The 18377-nt window shown below is 35.3% G+C and carries 17 protein-coding genes and 1 riboswitch; of the genes, 15 read left to right on the forward strand and 2 right to left on the reverse strand.

Annotation, left to right across the window (positions count from 1 at the left end):
• Positions 1-188 precede the first annotated feature (188 nt).
• Both AC5LWL_RS11835 and AC5LWL_RS11840 read left to right on the forward strand, forming a co-directional pair.
• On the forward strand, positions 189-905 hold the full coding sequence (locus AC5LWL_RS11835) for a thermonuclease family protein (protein ID WP_493434476.1): 717 nt from the start codon (positions 189-191) through the stop codon (positions 903-905).
• 251 nt (positions 906-1156) lie between these two features.
• A complete protein-coding gene (locus AC5LWL_RS11840) occupies positions 1157-2107 on the forward strand; it encodes an ATP-dependent DNA ligase (RefSeq protein WP_493434477.1) in 951 nt (316 codons plus the stop codon).
• A gap of 326 nt (positions 2108-2433) precedes the next feature.
• On the opposite strand, the gene ligD is transcribed toward AC5LWL_RS11840, so the two are convergent.
• On the reverse strand, positions 2434-3636 hold the full coding sequence (ligD, locus tag AC5LWL_RS11845) for a DNA ligase D (protein WP_493434478.1): 1203 nt from the start codon (positions 3634-3636) through the stop codon (positions 2434-2436).
• A gap of 177 nt (positions 3637-3813) precedes the next feature.
• Here ligD and ku point away from each other — a divergent pair, with 177 nt between their 5' ends.
• From ku to AC5LWL_RS11900, 11 genes are all read left to right on the forward strand, one after another.
• Positions 3814-4644 carry a non-homologous end joining protein Ku gene (gene ku / locus AC5LWL_RS11850; protein ID WP_493434479.1) on the forward strand — a complete coding sequence of 277 codons (831 nt, stop codon included), beginning with the start codon at positions 3814-3816 and terminating at the stop codon, positions 4642-4644.
• Between the two features lie 239 nt (positions 4645-4883).
• A complete protein-coding gene (locus tag AC5LWL_RS11855; RefSeq protein ID WP_493434480.1) occupies positions 4884-5537 on the forward strand; it encodes a phosphatase PAP2 family protein in 654 nt (217 codons plus the stop codon).
• A 47-nt stretch (positions 5538-5584) separates the two neighbouring features.
• Positions 5585-6130, forward strand: a complete 546-nt coding sequence (locus AC5LWL_RS11860; protein WP_493434481.1) for a glycerol-3-phosphate responsive antiterminator — start codon at positions 5585-5587, stop codon at positions 6128-6130.
• Between the two features lie 239 nt (positions 6131-6369).
• Positions 6370-7188, forward strand: a complete 819-nt coding sequence (locus AC5LWL_RS11865) for an MIP/aquaporin family protein (RefSeq protein WP_493434482.1) — start codon at positions 6370-6372, stop codon at positions 7186-7188.
• 52 nt (positions 7189-7240) lie between these two features.
• The gene (glpK, locus tag AC5LWL_RS11870; RefSeq protein ID WP_493434483.1) at positions 7241-8731 is read left to right on the forward strand and encodes a glycerol kinase GlpK; all 1491 of its coding nucleotides are present in this window, start codon (positions 7241-7243) and stop codon (positions 8729-8731) included.
• A gap of 198 nt (positions 8732-8929) precedes the next feature.
• Positions 8930-10594 (forward strand): glycerol-3-phosphate dehydrogenase/oxidase, encoded by a 1665-nt coding sequence (locus tag AC5LWL_RS11875; RefSeq protein WP_493434484.1) that lies wholly within the window; start codon positions 8930-8932, stop codon positions 10592-10594.
• Between the two features lie 1311 nt (positions 10595-11905).
• Positions 11906-11989: riboswitch (ZMP/ZTP riboswitch) on the forward strand.
• A 39-nt stretch (positions 11990-12028) separates the two neighbouring features.
• Positions 12029-12871: a bifunctional 5,10-methylenetetrahydrofolate dehydrogenase/5,10-methenyltetrahydrofolate cyclohydrolase gene (locus AC5LWL_RS11880; RefSeq protein ID WP_493434485.1), complete on the forward strand. Its 843-nt coding sequence runs from the start codon at positions 12029-12031 to the stop codon at positions 12869-12871.
• Positions 12872-13144: 273 nt separating this feature from the next.
• Positions 13145-13345: a cold-shock protein gene (locus AC5LWL_RS11885; RefSeq protein ID WP_493434486.1), complete on the forward strand. Its 201-nt coding sequence runs from the start codon at positions 13145-13147 to the stop codon at positions 13343-13345.
• 497 nt (positions 13346-13842) lie between these two features.
• Entirely contained in the window at positions 13843-15315 is a 1473-nt protein-coding gene (gene cshA / locus AC5LWL_RS11890; RefSeq protein ID WP_493434487.1) for a degradosome RNA helicase CshA, read from the forward strand.
• A 152-nt stretch (positions 15316-15467) separates the two neighbouring features.
• Positions 15468-15668: a cold-shock protein gene (locus AC5LWL_RS11895; protein ID WP_443479817.1), complete on the forward strand. Its 201-nt coding sequence runs from the start codon at positions 15468-15470 to the stop codon at positions 15666-15668.
• 147 nt (positions 15669-15815) lie between these two features.
• On the forward strand, positions 15816-16208 hold the full coding sequence (locus AC5LWL_RS11900; protein ID WP_493434488.1) for a cytosolic protein: 393 nt from the start codon (positions 15816-15818) through the stop codon (positions 16206-16208).
• A 393-nt stretch (positions 16209-16601) separates the two neighbouring features.
• Here AC5LWL_RS11900 and AC5LWL_RS11905 read toward each other — a convergent pair whose 3' ends face one another.
• Positions 16602-16892, reverse strand: coding sequence for a DUF6509 family protein (locus tag AC5LWL_RS11905; RefSeq protein ID WP_493434489.1), 291 nt, complete (start codon positions 16890-16892; stop codon positions 16602-16604).
• Positions 16893-17282: 390 nt separating this feature from the next.
• On the opposite strand from AC5LWL_RS11905, the gene AC5LWL_RS11910 reads away from it, so the two are divergent.
• Positions 17283-17486: a cold-inducible protein YdjO-related protein gene (locus tag AC5LWL_RS11910; protein WP_493436601.1), complete on the forward strand. Its 204-nt coding sequence runs from the start codon at positions 17283-17285 to the stop codon at positions 17484-17486.
• A gap of 183 nt (positions 17487-17669) precedes the next feature.
• Positions 17670-18152, forward strand: a complete 483-nt coding sequence (gene tnpA / locus AC5LWL_RS11915; protein WP_493434490.1) for an IS200/IS605 family transposase — start codon at positions 17670-17672, stop codon at positions 18150-18152.
• The last annotated feature ends 225 nt before the right edge of the window (positions 18153-18377 follow it).

Genomic DNA, 18377 nt, shown 5'->3' on the forward strand with positions numbered 1-18377 from the left:
TTCGGGGCTAAACAAGGCGCTTGCGCTTTTCTATTGTCTAGCTTCAGCACCTAACCCCAGTGAGTATTGCCTCCTGCCTCTAAAAGTAAAAAGCACTTTTTGAGTCAGGAGAACATTTTTCTTCGGGGTTGAACAAGGCGCTTACGCTTTTCTTATAAATGGTTAGTAAGGGAAAGAAGGTATGTCTGATGAAAAAAATTAAATTATGTGTGTGGTTTATGCTGCTTTTTGTGGTGCTTGCTGGGTGTTCATTAGCAGCAGACACGAATGATAACAAGGTAGCGGTGAAGCTTGATAAGGCAATAGACGGAGATACTATATCTGTTATGTATAAAGGAGAGAAAGAAAATGTTCGTTTTCTATTAGTAGATACTCCAGAAACGTCCCACCCTCGCTTAGGGGAACAGCCTTATGGAAAAGAAGCTAAAGCGTTTACCAAAAAAGTTGTTGAAGATGCTGAAACATTAGAGCTTGAGTTTGATATCGGACAAAACCGAGATAAATATGGCCGTTTGTTGGCATATGTATATGCAGATGGTGAAATGATTCAAAAACAATTGCTGCAAAAAGGCTTGGCGAGGGTAGCATATATTTACGCACCTAATACTCGGTATGTCGATTTATTTACGGATATACAAAAAGAAGCACAGGAAAAAAGTGTTGGAATTTGGCAAGTAGAAAATTATGCTCAAGAAGACGGTTTTCATAAAGAATTAATACATTCAAAAGAAAAAACAAGTAAAAATACAGACACTTCAAAAGCATGTAAAATTAAAGGGAATATTACGTCTTCAGCCAAAATTTATCATACCCCTGACTCTAGATGGTACAAACAAACGAAAGCGGAAGTTATGTTTTGTACGGAAGAAGAAGCGGTAGAAGCTGGCTTTCGTGCGCCAAAATAAACTTTAGGTTTAACCTTCCCTTTTTTTCTATATTCACTTGTGGAAAGCGAAGTGTATTCTTGTTACGGACTTAACAGAGCTTTCTCCTTAAAAAGTGTGCCTGCGTTTTGGGATAGGTGAAAACTACTCCTTTGCTGTGTTTACTTTAGATAATTAGATTTGATAGGTAATAATCATATATTTTTCAATTAAGGAAAATACTAAACTTATTAGTTTAACTATGTAAAGTATTGTAATAAAAGGAGCTGTATATGGAAATCGAACCGATCAAGCCATTTGAACCTATAATGGCAGTAGATATCCCTTTAGGGGATGAATGGATTAGTCAAATAAAATGGGATGGCGTGCGGATTCTTACTTATTATGATGGGAAAAAATTAAGCCTTTTTAATCGCAAGTTGAATGAACGAACTTATCATTATCCAGAGCTTGCTGATTTTTCAGCTTATTGTAAAGCGAAGTCAGTTATTTTAGATGGGGAAATAATTGCGCTTGATCATAATGGCAATCCCTCCTTTCATGAAGTAATGAGAAGAGATGGGCTGCGCAATGTAAAAAGAGTGAAGGAAGTTATGCAAGAAGTAACCATCTATTACATGGTTTTTGATGTTATTTATTATAATGGAGAATGGGTAAACAATCAGCCTCTTCGTGAACGCTTACAGCTTCTTTCTCGTATAGTGAAACCTACTTCTCGAATTCAGGTTGTTCCTGTCGAACAAGAAGGACATACATTATTTAAAGTCGTGCAGCAACGAAATATGGAAGGAATTATATGCAAAAATCTGCATAGTAAATACATAATTAATGGTAAAAATTCAGATTGGAAAAAAATTAAAAATTATAAAGATGTAATTGCTGTAATTGGTGGCGTCACTTACCGTTCTGGCATTGTTAATTCTATGCTACTCGGTCTATATGATCAGCAAAAGCAGTTTTGGTATATTGGAAATGTAGGAACAGGCAAGCTAACAAATGAAGATTGGAGAAAGTTCACAGAGATAATAGAACCAGTAAAAATTCAAAATAAACCATTTGTTAACCAGCCTGAGAGCATAAAAAAAGTCCAATGGCTGAAGCCAGTTTTAACAGTTAAAGTGAATTATATAGAGTGGCCAGAAGGACGTTCATTAAGACAACCAAGTATACAAGCCTTTATGCAAATCACTCCGACAGAATGTAAACTCCCTCAAGATAGATGATATTAGTGAAGGGAATAAGTATTTTCAAACATTCAAAATAAATAGAGAAAAAACTCACAAAGAAAAAATGAGGAAATTAGTTCTTTAGCAGTCATAATACAGCAAAAAAAAGCAGCCTTCTATTTTTGTTTTATGGCCAAAGATTGAGGCAGAGAGCAGCCAGCATACACGCAGACTCCCGCGGGAATGCGAGAAAGATGAGACCCCGCAGCGCAGCGAGGAGGCTCGACGCTCGCCCGCAGGAAAGCGAAGTGTATGCTGGCTGCGGGACTATTCGAGAGAGCAACATCCTCTTTTTAGGGAAGCCAATCTTACATTAGAAAAAATTACTTCTGAATAAAATCTAACACTTGTTGAAATGGCTGTATTGTTTTTGTTTCAAAATAATCTTTAAAAGGATTTCCTTTTTGATGTAAGCGGGACAAGACATGCTGCGTCGTAAAAATTTTTGGAGTTAACTCCTCTGTTAATTCATCCCAAAAAAGAGGGCATGCAACACTGCCATCTTCGTTTCCTCTGATAGAAAAAGGAGCGATAATCGTTTTCCCGCCGCTATGTTGAATATAATCAATATAAAGTCGGTTATGCCGATTTTTTTTTAACCGTTCAACGGTAAATAAATTTGGTTCAGCAGCAACCATGTATTTGGCAATAAATTCAGTAAACATGCGAACCTCTTCATAAGTAAATGTTTTTTCCGGAAGGGGAATATATACTTGAATCCCTTTATTTCCAGAAGTTTTAAGATAAGAAATTAAATGTAAACTGTCTAAAATCTTCTTTATGATGGTTGCAGCATGTATTGCCAATGAAAAATGGTTTTTAGAGGGTGGATCTAAGTCAAACACTATTTCAGATGGTTTTCCTTCTGAATAGATTGTTTCGAAAGGGATATGAAATTCAAAGGCTAACTGATTCCCTAGCCAAATTAAAGTTTCTATGCTATTACAGACAATATATTGGATAGCATCTTCTTCACTAGTTTCGATAAAAGCAGGAGCATAATCCGGGCATTGTTTTTGATAAAAAGAGTCACCAAAAAGTCCATGGGGAAATCGAATTAATGTTAACAAACGATTTTCTAAAAAAGGGAGCAAAAAAGGTGCAATTGCTTCTAAATAGTGAATATAGTCTAATTTAGTGATGTTTTTGTTCGGAAACAACAATTTATCGGGATTGGTAATATTGATTTTATTTTGCGCCATGTTTTTTATTAAGAAATCGTATGTGCATTTTTTCCAATCAAAATGCAATAAAAATTTTTCAAAATAAGGGTCCACTAAACGTTCATTTTGAAAAGAGCGAAACGATAGCTTTACACAAATACCTGGTTGAACATACAAGTGGTTTTTTGTTGATTTAACTTTGTTACTCTGTAGTAATTGTAGTAAAATATCTTTTTCTTCTTTTAATAAACCATTGCGAAAACTGCCAACTTCCATTATTTTACCTTTTTTGACAATGGCAACAAGAAAGAAATCTTTCTTTTTCTCATAGCTGACAATGATGAAATTAGCAGAATATGTCATACTTACCCTTCCTTTAAAACGATTTTTGGCAGTTGTACTACGTCTTTAGCGTTTCTCTTTTGCCACTAATTCATTCATTACCAATTATTAATGGAATGAAATAGCGACGATTAAGCCATTTTAAAAATAGCAGGAGAAATATAAATTACAGCTGAAATGCTGATAGGAGATAAGACGATGCATACAATGTGGAAAGGGAATATCAGTTTTGGACTGGTTAATATTCCAATTAAATTGCATACTGCAACGGAGGACAAAGACATTAAATTACGAACCCTTCATAAGGAATGTCATGCACCAATTAAATACGAAAAAAAATGTTCCGCTTGCCATAAAGAAGTAAAGCCGGAAGATATTGTGAAAGCATATGAATATGCAAAAGGTAAATACATTGTGTTGGATGAAGAAGAACTAGAAAAATTGCGAAAAGAAAACGAAGATAAAGCAGTTGAAATCATTGATTTTGTCAAAATGGAAGAAATTGATCCTATATATTATGAAAAATGTTATTATATGTCTGCTGGAGACGGCGGGAATAAAGCGTATGCTTTATTAAGACAAGCTTTATTAGAATCTGGAAAAGTGGGGATTGCGAAAATTATTATTCGTTCAAAAGAACAGCTTGCTGTTATTCGGGTCTACGAAAATACATTGGTAATGGAAACCATTCATTTTCCTGATGAAGTAAGAAACGTAGAAGATGTGCCAAATGTTCCGGCAGAAGGGCAGATTGTCAAAAAGGAAATAGAAACAGCCATTCTTTTAATTGACCAGTTAACGACAACATTTGATCCAAGTAAATACACGGATGAATATCGGAGTTCTTTATTGCAGTTAATTGAATCGAAAAAAACTGGCAAAGAAATAGTCGTTAGCAAAGAAAAAGCAGAAACTTCGAATGTAATGGATCTAATGGCAGCACTCCAAGCTTCCATTGATACAACGAAACCAAAGAAAACCGAAGAAAAGAAAAAAAGAACCAGAAAAAAAACAGCAAAAGAAGCTTAGTCAAAAAAAAATTATGCTGATTGAATATGCGCATCTTATCATCATAAGTGGACAATTGATGGTAAGATGTTTTCAATTAGGCTGCATAATCATCGTTTCGTAAAAGTGCTTTTGCTGTCATAAATTATGTTGCTTGTTTTAAAATAGTCCACAAACATAAAAAGCGTAGCCACATTCGAATGTTAAAATGGAATCAAACAAAAAAGTAGGACTAACGCATACATAACTGGGAGGAAAACATGGTTGATGAAAAAAAACTAACAATAAAATATATATTGCTATTTTTATCTGTTGTTATTATTGCAGGGGGTGGATTTATAGCAATAGCGAATTGGGTTACGAGCAGGAACGTGATTGACTTTGATCATCATATTATTTCATTTATTCAATCATATGTGTCAGGAACGCTGACAATGATTATGGTCGCAATTAGTTTTATTGCCTCAATAAAATGGATTGTCTCCATTATAATACTACTTGCAGGGATATTATGTTGGAAGAAAAAATGGGCACTTGCACTTTTTTTAGTTAGTACCTCTGGACTTGGAGCGCTGTTAAATAAAGGGTTAAAATTGTTTTTTAAACGGGAACGTCCAGATATTTTACCCCTTGTAGTGGAACAAAGCTACAGTTTTCCAAGTGGGCATTCAATGGGATCTATGCTATTTTATGGAAGTTTAGCATATATTATTATTCACTTAGCGAAAACAACAAAAATAAAAGTAACTGCGGTGTTTGGTATGGCGATCCTAATCCTATGTATTGGGATAAGCAGAATTTATTTAGGTGTTCATTTTCCAACAGATGTTTTAGGAGGATATTCGATTGGACTTGCCTTTCTTTTTCTTTGTATTCTGTGTTTTCGCTATTATGAAGGGAGAACCCATCAGTAATTTAGTTAGAGAAAAAGATAAAGATCAATGATTGGGGGGAATAGAGGATGAATCAAAAAGTTATACCAGCCTCGGCAACGATGAAAGAATTTGAATTTTTTTTACAAAGCAATTATAAAATTGGGGTGTTTTTGGAGGTTCATATTTCACAATTAAAAAACATAAGTTTAATGGCGAAAGAAGCAGGAAAAAAAATGATTTATCATGTTGATCTCATTCAAGGGATTAAAAGTGATGATTTTGGAACAGAGTTTATCTGTCAGGAATTTAAACCATATGGATTAATATCGACAAAATCGTCGGTTATAATGAAAGCGAAACAAAAAAATATAGTGGCTATTCAACGGGTATTTTTATTAGATAGCCATGCGCTTGAAAAGAGTATTAAATTGGTGCAAAGAACACAGCCTGATTACATTGAAGTATTACCTGGTACGATGCCATGGATGATAAAAGAAATTAAAGAAAAGGTAAATGTTCCTATTCTAGCTGGTGGTTTAATTCGTACAAAACAAGAAGTAGAAAATGCGATACAAGCTGGAGCGACAAGTATTACAACGTCTAAAAAACAACTTTGGACCTTGGGGGAGTAAAAATATATACAAACGCCAAATTTTTCTTTTGGTAAGTTCCTATTATTATAGTGGAAAAGAAAAATACTTTATTGACAGCGTTTACAATTATGCGTAAAATAGGTGATAAGTTAATAAAACGTGTTGGAGAAGAGGAGATGCACACAGATGGTCACATTTTTTATGTGATAGTTTTTTCTGTTGTGCACTCCTTTTTGCCGTTTTGTCTAACTAATTACGAAGGGGAATGAGGAGATAGAATGTCTGCATTCGTGGGAGAAATAATCGGTACAATGATTTTGATTGTATTTGGTGGAGGGGTAGTAGCAGGTGCGAATTTAAAGAAAACGTTCTCAAATAGTGGTGGGTGGGTTGTTATCACCATTGCATGGGGATTAGCTGTAACGATGGGAGTCTTTGCAGTTGGCAGCATAAGTGGCGCTCATTTAAATCCCGCTGTTACCGTTGCTCTTGCTATAACGGGAGACTTTGCTTGGAATCAAGTTCCAATCTATATATTAGCACAGATGATTGGCGCTTTTTTAGGTGCGGTAATAGTCTATTTGCATTATTTACCTCATTGGAGGGCAACGGAAGACCAAGGAGCAAAATTAAGTGTTTTTTCAACAGGTCCTGCTATTCCGCATAGATTTTCTAACGTATTAAGCGAATTAATTGGAACCTTCATTTTAGTATTAGGCTTATTGTTTATTGGAGCAAATAAATTTGCTGAAGGTTTAAATCCTTTTGCTGTAGGACTGTTAATTGTTGTTATTGGAATGTCTCTAGGAGGAACAACTGGATATGCGATTAATCCAGCACGTGATTTAGGTCCCCGCATTGCCCATTTCGTTCTGCCTATACATGGAAAAGGAAGCTCTAATTGGGGATATGCATGGATCCCTGTTGTTGGTCCGATTCTAGGCGGATCATTGGCAGCTATTTTTTATCAATATGTTTATAAAAATGTGATTTCTACTAGTTTTTGGGTAGTAATAGCTGTAAATATCGTTTTATTATTACTTGCTTTTTTTTCTTCCAAAAGAGAAAGTGAAAACAGAAATAAACAAGCAGCTTAATAGAGAAAAAGGTATATAAAATAATAGAGCAAACAAATCGGGGGTATAGAAGATGGAAAAGTATATTTTATCGTTGGATCAAGGAACAACTAGTTCAAGAGCGATTATTTTTAACAAAAAAGGGGATATTGTTTATTCAGCTCAAAAAGAGTTTACACAAATTTTTCCGAAACCAGGTTGGGTAGAGCATAATGCAAATGAGATTTGGGGATCTATCCTGTCTGTGATTGCGGCTGTATTATCAGAATCTGATATTAAAGCAGATCAAATCGAGGGAATTGGCATAACGAATCAAAGGGAAACGGCAGTTGTGTGGGATAAGAATACAGGTATACCTGTTTACAATGCCATTGTTTGGCAATCAAGACAAACGAAAGAAATTTGTGAAGAACTAAAAGGAAAAGGATACGATCAACTTATTCGAGAAAAAACAGGTCTTCTAATTGATGCTTACTTTGCTGGAACGAAAGTAAAGTGGATTTTAGACAATGTTGATGGAGCGAGAGAAAAAGCAGAAAATGGAGATCTGTTATTCGGAACCATAGATACGTGGTTAATATGGAAGCTTTCAGGAGGAAAAGCCCATGTTACAGATTATTCAAATGCTTCCCGTACATTAATGTTTAACATATATGATTTACAATGGGATGAAGAATTGCTTGATATTCTTACCGTTCCAAAATCAATGCTCCCAGAAGTGAAAGCTTCATCCGAAATTTATGCACATACGGTTGATTATCATTTCTTTGGAAAAAATATCCCGATTGCAGGAGTGGCTGGCGATCAACAAGCAGCACTTTTTGGTCAGGCTTGTTTTGAAGAAGGCATGGCAAAAAACACATATGGTACAGGATGTTTTATGTTAATGAACACTGGTGAAAAAGCTGTGAAGTCAGAGCATGGACTATTAACAACTATTGCATGGGGGTTAGATGGGAAAGTCGAATATGCTTTAGAAGGAAGCATATTTGTTGCAGGCTCTGCTATTCAATGGCTGCGTGATGGAATAAGAATGATAAAGACAGCGCAAGACAGTGAGATGTATGCTAATCGTGTAAGTTCAACCGATGGAGTTTATCTAGTACCTGCATTTGTTGGATTGGGAACACCTTATTGGGATAGTGATGTAAAAGGAGCCATGTTTGGGGTAACAAGAGGCACAACGAAAGAACATTTTATTCGCGCAACATTAGAATCGCTGGCATATCAAACAAGAGATGTTCTTTCTGCTATGGAAGCAGATTCGAATATAAAATTAAAAGCATTAAGAGCAGATGGAGGAGCAGTAAAAAATAATTTTTTAATGCAATTTCAAGGTGATATATTAAATGTTCCAGTAGAGCGGCCGGTTATTAATGAAACGACAGCATTAGGTGCTGCCTATTTAGCAGGACTTGCAGTTGGTTTTTGGAAGGATCAAAAGGAAATATCCGAGCAGTGGAGTTTAGATAAATCATTTGAACCAAAAATAGATGAGATAAATCGCGAAGAATTATATGCTGGTTGGCAAAAGGCTGTTCGTGCAACCATGGCATTTAAATAGAACAGAAGATTAACAGTTTCTTAGAAATTTTTGATAAGTGTTAATACTATGAAAATACAGGTAACTATGCTATACTTACGTTAAGTTAATAAGATGTCTGGAGATACGGAGAGACCACAAGTCATTATCGATTAGTTGATAGTGCTGCTTGTGGTCTCTTTTTGTTTGTTAAGCTGCCTAATTTAGGAGGAATGGAAGATGAAGACAATAAATAGAAATGCAATGGAGAAGCAATTAAAAACAGAAAAGTTTGATGTGTTGATTATTGGCGGTGGAATTACGGGTGCAGGAATTGCCCTTGATGCAGCAACTAGAGGCATGAAAACGGCCCTTGTTGAGATGCAGGATTTTTCAGCAGGAACATCAAGCAGATCCACTAAATTGGTCCATGGAGGATTGCGCTATTTAAAACAAATGGAAGTAAAAATGGTCGCAGAAGTTGGGAAAGAAAGAGCGATTGTTTATGAAAACGGTCCACATGTGACGACCCCTGAGTGGATGCTTTTGCCTTTTCATGCAGGCGGAACATTTGGAAAGATGACTACAAGTTTTGGTTTACGATTATATGATTTTCTTGCTGGAGTAAAAAAAGAAGAAAGACGTGTTATGTTTTCAAAAGAAGAAACATTAGCAAAAGAACCGCTTATAAAGAAAGAAGGCTTAAAAGGAGGCGGATATTATGTGGAATATCGTACAGACGATAGCCGCTTAACGATAGAAGTAATGAAAAAAGCAATCGAAAATGGAGCGACTGCACTCAATTATACAAAAGTGGAAAAACTTTTATATAATAACCAAGGAAAAATAAACGGTGTTTTCGTGACAAATATGCTTACTGAAGAAAAATATTCTATTTTTGCAGAGAAGATAGTTAATGCAGCAGGACCATGGGTGGATTCTATTCGAGAAAAGGATGGTAGCAAAAAAGGAAAGTCATTGCAATTAACAAAAGGCGTGCATCTTGTTATTGATCAGTCTGTGTTTCCGCTAAAGCAAGCGATTTATTTTGATACACCTGATAAAAGAATGGTTTTTGCCATTCCTCGAGATGGAAAAGTATATATTGGCACAACCGATACCTTTTATGGGGAGGATCCTGTAAATCCAACCATAACAAGTGAAGACAGAACCTATATTATAAATGCGATTAATTATATGTTTCCGAGTGTAGACATTGTTGAAAAACAGATCGAATCTAGCTGGGCTGGGGTAAGGCCATTAATTTTAGAAGATGGAAAAGATCCTTCTGAAATTTCACGGAAAGATGAAATCTGGGAATCGGCATCTGGTTTAATTACGATAGCAGGAGGGAAATTAACGGGATATCGGAAAATGGCGGAAACAGTAGTGGATTTAGTTTCTAAAAAGCTGGAAAAAACATATCAAGCATGCAGTACAAAGCATCTGCCTATCTCTGGCGGGGATGTTGGTGGCTCTGCTAACTTTGAGAGCTATCGATCAGCAGTTATATTAAATGGAATAGAAGCCGGACTGAAAGAGAAAGAAGCAGACATGATTGCTGGTCAATATGGCAGTAATGCTGCAACTGTTTTCCATTTAATAAAAGAAAGTAGGGAGGAAGCGGTGCATTATGGGCTGCCTATTCTTTTGTGGGCTAAACTCCGCTATGCAATGGAGTATGAGATGGCAGTGACTCCTGTTGATGTATTATTAAGACGAACAGGATGTATCTTGTTTGATATAAACCTTGTAGAACAGTATAAAACAAATGTACTTCACTATATGGAGGATTATTTCTGTTGGAATAAGGAGGAGAAACAGCAGAATTCTAAGGATTTAGAAAAAGAAATAGCGACTGCTACGTTTCCATCCGATATACAGCAAAAAGATAAATTAGCTTAAAAGGAATTGGTCAGTAGAAAAAAGAACCACTTTTTAATAAATAAATTAGTTAACTCAAAACTTCGCACCCTCCGTTACAAGCAACCTGTTTTAGAATAAGTTCTTGTCTTCGAATTTCATTACAAGGTATTATTGCTAAACCATAGTAGCGTTGTTTTTTTTAGAAAATAAGAAAGAAAAAAATGTTGAAACTTAGATGAGTGTCTAGTGCAAGCTGCTAGCCATTGTGATTATTGCCCACATGGCTCAAAAAGTACTTTTTGAGCCATGTGTACATTTTTCCTCGGGGCTGAGCAAGGCGACCCACGCTTTTCTTATTGAACGTTGTTCTACCAAAATGTGCCGCTTGAGTATTCTATAAGGTGGGTGTTTTTCCAGTTCAACGACAGCAACTAATGAATCAAAACGGCTTGATTGGAGTGTAAGGTGCGAGACTCCTGTGGGATTAGCGGGTTAGATGAGACCTAAGCAGGCGCCTGCGTCGAGGAGGCTCATCGCACGTCTCACGGAAAGCGAGCATCCTGAAACGAGAATCTTGCCCCTATTTATAAGAATAATGTTTGCAAAAAACACCCCAAAAAAGTTTTGGCAATACATGAAGAGGAATTTATAACCACGAAGTTTGAGTAGTTTAGAAGTGGTTATTTCAAGGTATAAGTAACTGAGCAAGCAGAATGGAGGAGTAACAGGGAAAAATAGTAATTACTATTTGGATAGGGAGAAAATAATTAAAAAGAATGATTTCATTTGACTATTTGTAAATAATAGGATATGATGTATCTTGTATGTATTTGAGGTTTGAACGGAAACATGTAGAAAATCGTGTAAGTTAGTCATTTAATAAAACTCGGAACAATTACTAAATTTTAGATTTACACTTCAACTATCTTCAAAAACACATTCTATATTCTTCACTAATCGCGGATTAAATCCTTCCATTTAAATTTATTTCAGAAATGTATTTTTGCCGTTCTCGTTAACTATCCTAAATTCACACTGGCACGGACTAGGAGCCGTAAGGATGAAAGAGAGGTAGGGCTTTCGTTGTTTTAGGTATATACACTAGTATAAAGTAAAATATAAGTGTAAATCCTTAAGTATATGCAAGAAAAAAGAGTGTCTCTTATTAGAAAAAAAAATCATTTTCTATTTATTTTGATAGATAGCTAATGATTCCTTCTAATCTAAGGGACACTCTTTTATTATTCTAAAAAAACTCGGAACGATAGTCGATTCACAAGGAATAAGAATAAAAGTAAAAACATTATTCAAATTGCTTAAAACCTATGTTATGATACTTTTGTAAAATGTAAATGGCACAGTAACTGACGACAATAATGGAATAAACCATATGGGAGCTGTGTATATGTATCGCCGGTCGTCTGGGCAAAAGATGTAGAATGCATCTTTTAACACTTTTCCGGAGGGATTTACATGACTGAAAAACTTATACTAGATGGCAATGTAGTAGCAACTGCAGTAAAAGAAGAATTAAAGACAAGAATTGAAGCATTAAAAGGAAAGAAAATAACACCTTGTTTAGCAACGATTTTAGTAGGGGATGATCCTTCTTCTGAAACGTATGTAAGAATGAAAGGGAATGCATGCGCAAGACTTGGCATTGATTCTAGAAAGATAAATCTTGATAAAGAAACAACAACAGAAGAGCTATTAGAAGTAATCAATCAATTAAATGAAGATAAAAATGTACACGGTATTTTGCTTCAGCATCCTGTGCCGCATCAAATTGATGAAAGAAAGGCATTTGAAGCAATCGCTATTGATAAAGATGTGGATGGGGTTACAAGTTTTGGATACGGGCAAACTGCATTAGGGTTTGGGAAATATCCATCTTGCACACCGGCTGCAATACTAAAAATAATGGAATATTACCATATTAATGCAAGTGGCAAGCATGCTGTAGTAGTTGGAAGAAGTCCGATTCTTGGAAAGCCAGTATCAGCTTTATTGCTTAATGAAGATGCAACTGTCACCACTTGTCATTCGCGAACAAAAGATCTTGCTGGCCATATAAAACAAGCAGATATTGTTATTGCAGCAGTAGGCAAGCCTAATTTTATACAAGGTGATTGGATTAAACCAGGTGCTGTAATTTTAGATGCAGGCTATAACAAAGGTAATATTGGCGATGTTGATTATGACGCATGTTATGAATTGGCTTCTGCCATTACACCAGTACCTGGCGGAGTTGGCCCTGTTACCATTAGTATGCTTTTAAAGCACACGGTGGATTCAGCAGAAGCTTCTTTGAAATAAATTGGTTCTAATGTGTTGCTTTTTTCTGAATAAAAGAACATCTTTAGGTCAATAAAACTTCATTGACAAATGCTTAAAAATTTTATATGATGTATTTAACGCTATTAAGTTCGGTATATGTTTTATGGATAAGTGGTCGTAGCTGCAATAATATGTAGACGATTTAGATCCCTGCATATAAAGGCTACGACCTTTTATGTGGCGAAGATTTATCGATTCCTAAAAGTTTATATTAGGTGCTTAAAGGTGTAACACATTTTTGGAGGTTTTACAATGAATACAGGTAAAGTTAAATGGTTTAATGCAGAAAAAGGTTTTGGTTTCATCGAGTCTACAGAAGGACAAGATGTATTCGTACATTTCTCTGCAATCCAAACTGACGGTTTCAAAACTTTAGAAGAAGGTCAAGATGTAACTTTTGAAATCGTTGAAGGTAACCGTGGACCTCAAGCTTCTAATGTAACTAAAGCTTAATCTATTTTTGTAAAGTTTAAAGGTGATGCCTTTCCATAATGCATCACCTTTTTTATTGAGAAAGATTCTTTTATCTCATTGTTATGTGAACCAATGGATAAAAGGGAGCTTAATCTTTAATACAAATAATTCTTCTCAATTATATTCATCCTTTTTTTTCATCAGTTTTCTATCCGCATATCTCCCACTTTAACGAGGTATACCGAATGTTTTGAATGATTTACCTTAATTGTTCTGGAAATGAAAAAAAGTGAAATAAAATGGAGAGTATATATTTAAACACTATTAAATGACAATACGCTCTGCTAAAGATATTTTTCAAAACAGATTCATTTTCCATTATAAAGGGAAAAATAAAAAGGCTTTGATCCTGGTTGTTTTATGGAAAAACACAGGGTTGAAATTTTTTTAACAACAAAACATTCTGTATGCTTCAACGTTTATTCCAATTAAATTGTATCGATTTGCAGAGCAAATACACTAAGGAGGAAAAAGTATTGACAACTTTTTCAGATTTTAATCTAAGCAGTAATTTAGAAAAGGCATTATCTAACATGGGTTTTGAAGAACCAACACCAATTCAATCGGAGGCAATTCCAATTGCTCTTTCTGGCAAAGATATGATTGGACAAGCGCAAACAGGAACAGGAAAAACAACTGCTTTTGGTGTGCCTTTGTTAGAAAAAATTGAAGTTGGTAAAGCAATTCAAGGCTTGGTAATTGCACCAACAAGAGAATTGGCAGTTCAAGTTGCGGAAGAGTTAAACCGCATTGGTGCTGTAAAGGGAATTCGTACGCTACCAATATACGGAGGACAAGATATCAATCGTCAAATCCGTGGGTTAAAGAAAAAACCTGAAATTATCGCTGCTACACCTGGTCGTTTAATTGATCATATTGAGCGCAAAACAATTCGTTTACAAGATATAAAAATGATTGTTTTAGATGAAGCAGATGAAATGTTAAATATGGGCTTTATTGAAGATATCGAAAGAATCTTAAGTGAAACGCCAGACAGCCGTCAAACATTATTGTTCTCTGCAACAATGCCGAGAAGAATTCAATCTTTGGCAGAACGTTTTATGGTTGAGCCTGCAGTAGTAAAAGTGAAAGCAAAAGAAATGACTGTTACAAATATTGAACAGCATTATATGGAAGTGCAAGAACGTCAAAAGTTTGATGTATTATGCGGCCTTTTGGATATCCAATCACCAGAACTAGCAATCGTTTTTGGACGTACAAAAAAACGTGTCGATGAAGTGGTAGAAGGATTAATTAAACGTGGTTATTCTGCTGAAGGAATTCATGGAGATATTCCTCAAGGTAAACGTGACCAAGTAATTCGTCGCTTTAAAGAACAAAGCATCGATATCATGGTTGCAACAGATGTAGCTGCCCGTGGATTGGATATCAGCGGTGTTTCTCACGTTTATAACTTTGATATTCCACAAGATCCAGAAAGCTATGTGCATCGCATCGGCCGTACTGGACGTGCTGGTAAAAAAGGATTAGCGATTACATTTGCTTCTCCAAGAGAATTAGATCATTTACGCATTATTGAAAATGTAACGAAAAAGAAAATGACGAAAAAACCAATTCCATCTTTAACAGATGTTTTAGCTGGAAATCAAGAAGCTACTATCAACAAAATTACGAAAACAATTGAAGAAAATCAATTTGCTGAATATAAACGTGTAGCAGAATCCCTTTTAGAAGATCAGGATTCAGTAACATTATTAGCTGCAGCTTTAAAATTGTTAACAAAAGAGCCTGACGCAACTCCAGTTAAATTAACAGCAGTAGAACCGCTTCGCAGCAAAAAGTCGAAAAAAGATCGTTCAGGTTCTGGTTCAGGCAACGGTGGTGGCCGTCGTCGTCGTAATGATCGCGGTGGTGAACGTGGCAGCTATGATCGCAATCGTAAAAGCTCAGGTGGAGAAAGAAGAGGCAGAAGCCGTAATAAAGCATAATATAACCTCTTTTGGTTATCATTTTATCTAATGCTGGAAACTAGATTTTTATCCGTAAATTTTGATTAAAACAAAATAAAGTGGGTAAACTGAATAAATGTAGGTTATTACATAGAGTATCCTGCATTTATTCAAATCTAGGAGGCAATAAAATGGCAACTGGTAAAGTAAAATGGTTTAATTCTGAAAAAGGCTTTGGATTCATTGAAGTAGAAGGTGGAGAAGATGTATTTGTACACTATTCTGCTATTGAAACAGAAGGATTTAAAACATTAGATGAAGGCCAAGAGGTTAGTTTCGATATTGAGCAAGGTGGACGTGGACCACAAGCTGTAAAAGTAACGAAACTTTAAACTATTATAGAAAGCCCGCTCTTATGATTGAGCGGGCTTTTTTTGCTGTCCTGAGAAAATGAGAAATCGGAAAGTGTATAGATTGTTATCTTTGCTTTACAGGACAAGTTTGTTTACAATAGAAAGGAATGAAAGAGGTGTGTTGACATGAAAGAATATACAGTGGAATTTCATCAAGAAGATGGAATCGCAAATATGGTAGTGACAAAATTAAATGAAGATGATTTTAATAAATTGACTAGTGGTGGTACAAGACAGTTATTTGAATTAGACACCAATATTGGTTTCTTTATTTATTTTGATGCCGTTAATGAAAGTGGACAAGAGTCTTATCTTGTTCTCCAATATGAAGAAGATCAGGAAACGCCATCAGCTTGCTATTCCTTCGAGTTAAAAGATTTTTATCAGTTTATTGCCTTGCATTTAAATGACTTGCAGGTGGATGAAGAAGAGCTGGAAGAGGATACTTTTGGACCAATTCATTATTTAGCACATTTAATGCATCATATTGTGGAAGACGGCAAATCGATCGAAGTCTAGTTTCACGTAAAGCATAATGAGTTGCTGAAAAACTTATTACGAATATGGTCTTTTCCTACCCTTAATAGGCTATATTATAGAACCTCTGCCGACGGATTGGAAAACCAAGAAGATAGGCTGGGGAACTGTCCGGTAACGTTTTAATGAGGCGCATCAAGTAAATAGGGTACAAACAATCTTAAAATGAACCATTCGAAGCGATAAAATAAGGGATGCTTCTTAAAGTTTCGAAAAGCTCATAGAGGTCAAAAAAGCTCTATGGGCCTTACGAAACATATAAGTAAGAACCGGAAATTAGAATGAAAAACTCCAGCCTATTTAGACACTTTCTTACTTTTTGAAGTATAGCTTGATGACATTTTGTAAAAAATTTTCACAAACGAAAGTTATACTTTATGCTATATCTATATAGTTTTCTTTGCAGAAAGCATAAACTTCTGCTACTTCTTCTTCCTCTAATGCAAAATCCAGATATTTATTTTCACTGCTATTATAGAAATCATAATTTAAAATTTTTGTATTGTCTCCCTCGACAAAAAATAATACTTTAAGCTGCAAGCCTTGAATAGTGGAAAGGTCATCATCTTCATCCATTTCCAGATTCAAAAAAAACTCATAACGTTCACCTGAAAGGATGCCGGTTGGATCATTTATTTTCTCTACAGTAAATTCATTAATGTTCATGTTTGTCCTCCTTGATTCATTTGTTCAAATATGCGTAATAATAGTAGGGATGGGGAATTAATGAGCTGAGGAGTGGTGTGCAATAGTCTAGTCTATTATATGCAGTTCTCCGAAAACCATCATTAAAAAATCGTCACTTTAGCATCCTTGAAAATAATATCATATTCCATTCTTTATAGCTAATTCTTTTCATTATATGTTTCCGTACAAATAGCTAAATGAAGCCTTGGTTATTAGAGATTGACAAAATTATGAAAAGTGTTATAATTAGAAGATAGGTCATTTAAAGTTTTATATTTTTTTACCAACTTGTTTAAGGAATCCGTAGTTATCCTTTGTTAACAAGTATTTTTTATTTAAAAAAGCTTCATGGAGGTGCTTCATTTGGCAATGGGTTTTGGTAGAAAAAATAACGAAGAAGTTGTTAAAGAAGAAGTTATGATTTGGGATTGTGTATCAGATACGTGTAAATGTTGGATTCGTGACAATTTTAAAAGCACTGAAAAACCAAAGTGCCCAATTTGCGGAAGTGACATGGTAGAAACGACAAGAGAACTTCAAGTAGTAAACAACAATAGCATATATTCTAAGTAAATTATTTATAAAAAAAGGATAAAACCTGCAATAGGTTTTATCCTTTTCTTATTATGGAAAAGAAAACCCTAGGCTAGGCCTAGGGTTCTAAAAAGCTTATAGCGTGGTATTAAAAAAACTCTTCCGAGATGCTAAAATATTTTTGGTTCGCCAACCAAAATATCAGCATACGGAGGAGTTTTTATGTCAAAAGACAATAATAGTTTAGCACACACAACATGGAATTGTAAGTACCACATAGTGTTTGCCCCGAAATATAGAAGACAAGTAATTTATGGGAAAATCAAAAAGGATATCGGGGAAATATTGCGTAGGTTATGTGAAAGAAAAGGTGTAGAGATTATCGAAGCAACAGCATGTAAAGATCATGTGCATATGTTAGTAAGTATTCCACCGAAGTTAAGTGTGTCAGCATTTGTAGGATATTTAAAAGGAAAAAGTAGTTTGATGATATTCGATCGTCACGCAAATTTGAAATACAAATATGGAAACCGAAAATTTTGGTGTACGGGATATTATGTGGATACAGTTGGAAGAAACAAAAAGGTAATAGAAGAATATATACGAAATCAAATTCAAGATGATATAGTCGCAGAACAATTAACGATGATGGAATACATGGATCCATTCACAGGCGAAGAGGTAAAGAAAAAGAGACGAAAGTAAGCAGAAGGCCTTTGAGGTCTGGCCAGTAGAAGTAGTACACTTGGCGAACCATTCAGTAGCCCTTTAGGGTTTGGTCAGTAACAAAGGCTTTCAGCCGTAGAGCAAACCACCCGTTATCACGGGTGGTTTTGATTTTGATTACTTTATAAAAAAGAATGAATAACAATCTCTTTTGTTAATAAAGATAGGATGTTTTTCGCAAACTTTCCCCATCGACAACTAAGT

Source organism: Niallia sp. WK069_GA_01, from assembly GCF_983173855.1.

Bases quoted from the DNA above. Each gene is read 5' to 3' on its own strand.
- AC5LWL_RS11835 (WP_493434476.1), top strand. From the start codon at position 189: ATGAAAAAAATTAAATTATGTGTGTGGTTTATGCTGCTTTTTGTGGTG.
- AC5LWL_RS11840 (WP_493434477.1), top strand. From the start codon at position 1,157: ATGGAAATCGAACCGATCAAGCCATTTGAACCTATAATGGCAGTAGAT.
- ligD (WP_493434478.1), bottom strand. From the start codon at position 3,636: ATGACATATTCTGCTAATTTCATCATTGTCAGCTATGAGAAAAAGAAA.
- ku (WP_493434479.1), top strand. From the start codon at position 3,814: ATGCATACAATGTGGAAAGGGAATATCAGTTTTGGACTGGTTAATATT.
- AC5LWL_RS11855 (WP_493434480.1), top strand. From the start codon at position 4,884: ATGGTTGATGAAAAAAAACTAACAATAAAATATATATTGCTATTTTTA.
- AC5LWL_RS11860 (WP_493434481.1), top strand. From the start codon at position 5,585: ATGAATCAAAAAGTTATACCAGCCTCGGCAACGATGAAAGAATTTGAA.
- AC5LWL_RS11865 (WP_493434482.1), top strand. From the start codon at position 6,370: ATGTCTGCATTCGTGGGAGAAATAATCGGTACAATGATTTTGATTGTA.
- glpK (WP_493434483.1), top strand. From the start codon at position 7,241: ATGGAAAAGTATATTTTATCGTTGGATCAAGGAACAACTAGTTCAAGA.
- AC5LWL_RS11875 (WP_493434484.1), top strand. From the start codon at position 8,930: ATGAAGACAATAAATAGAAATGCAATGGAGAAGCAATTAAAAACAGAA.
- AC5LWL_RS11880 (WP_493434485.1), top strand. From the start codon at position 12,029: ATGACTGAAAAACTTATACTAGATGGCAATGTAGTAGCAACTGCAGTA.
- AC5LWL_RS11885 (WP_493434486.1), top strand. From the start codon at position 13,145: ATGAATACAGGTAAAGTTAAATGGTTTAATGCAGAAAAAGGTTTTGGT.
- AC5LWL_RS11895 (WP_443479817.1), top strand. From the start codon at position 15,468: ATGGCAACTGGTAAAGTAAAATGGTTTAATTCTGAAAAAGGCTTTGGA.
- AC5LWL_RS11900 (WP_493434488.1), top strand. From the start codon at position 15,816: ATGAAAGAATATACAGTGGAATTTCATCAAGAAGATGGAATCGCAAAT.
- AC5LWL_RS11905 (WP_493434489.1), bottom strand. From the start codon at position 16,892: ATGAACATTAATGAATTTACTGTAGAGAAAATAAATGATCCAACCGGC.
- AC5LWL_RS11910 (WP_493436601.1), top strand. From the start codon at position 17,283: ATGGGTTTTGGTAGAAAAAATAACGAAGAAGTTGTTAAAGAAGAAGTT.
- tnpA (WP_493434490.1), top strand. From the start codon at position 17,670: ATGTCAAAAGACAATAATAGTTTAGCACACACAACATGGAATTGTAAG.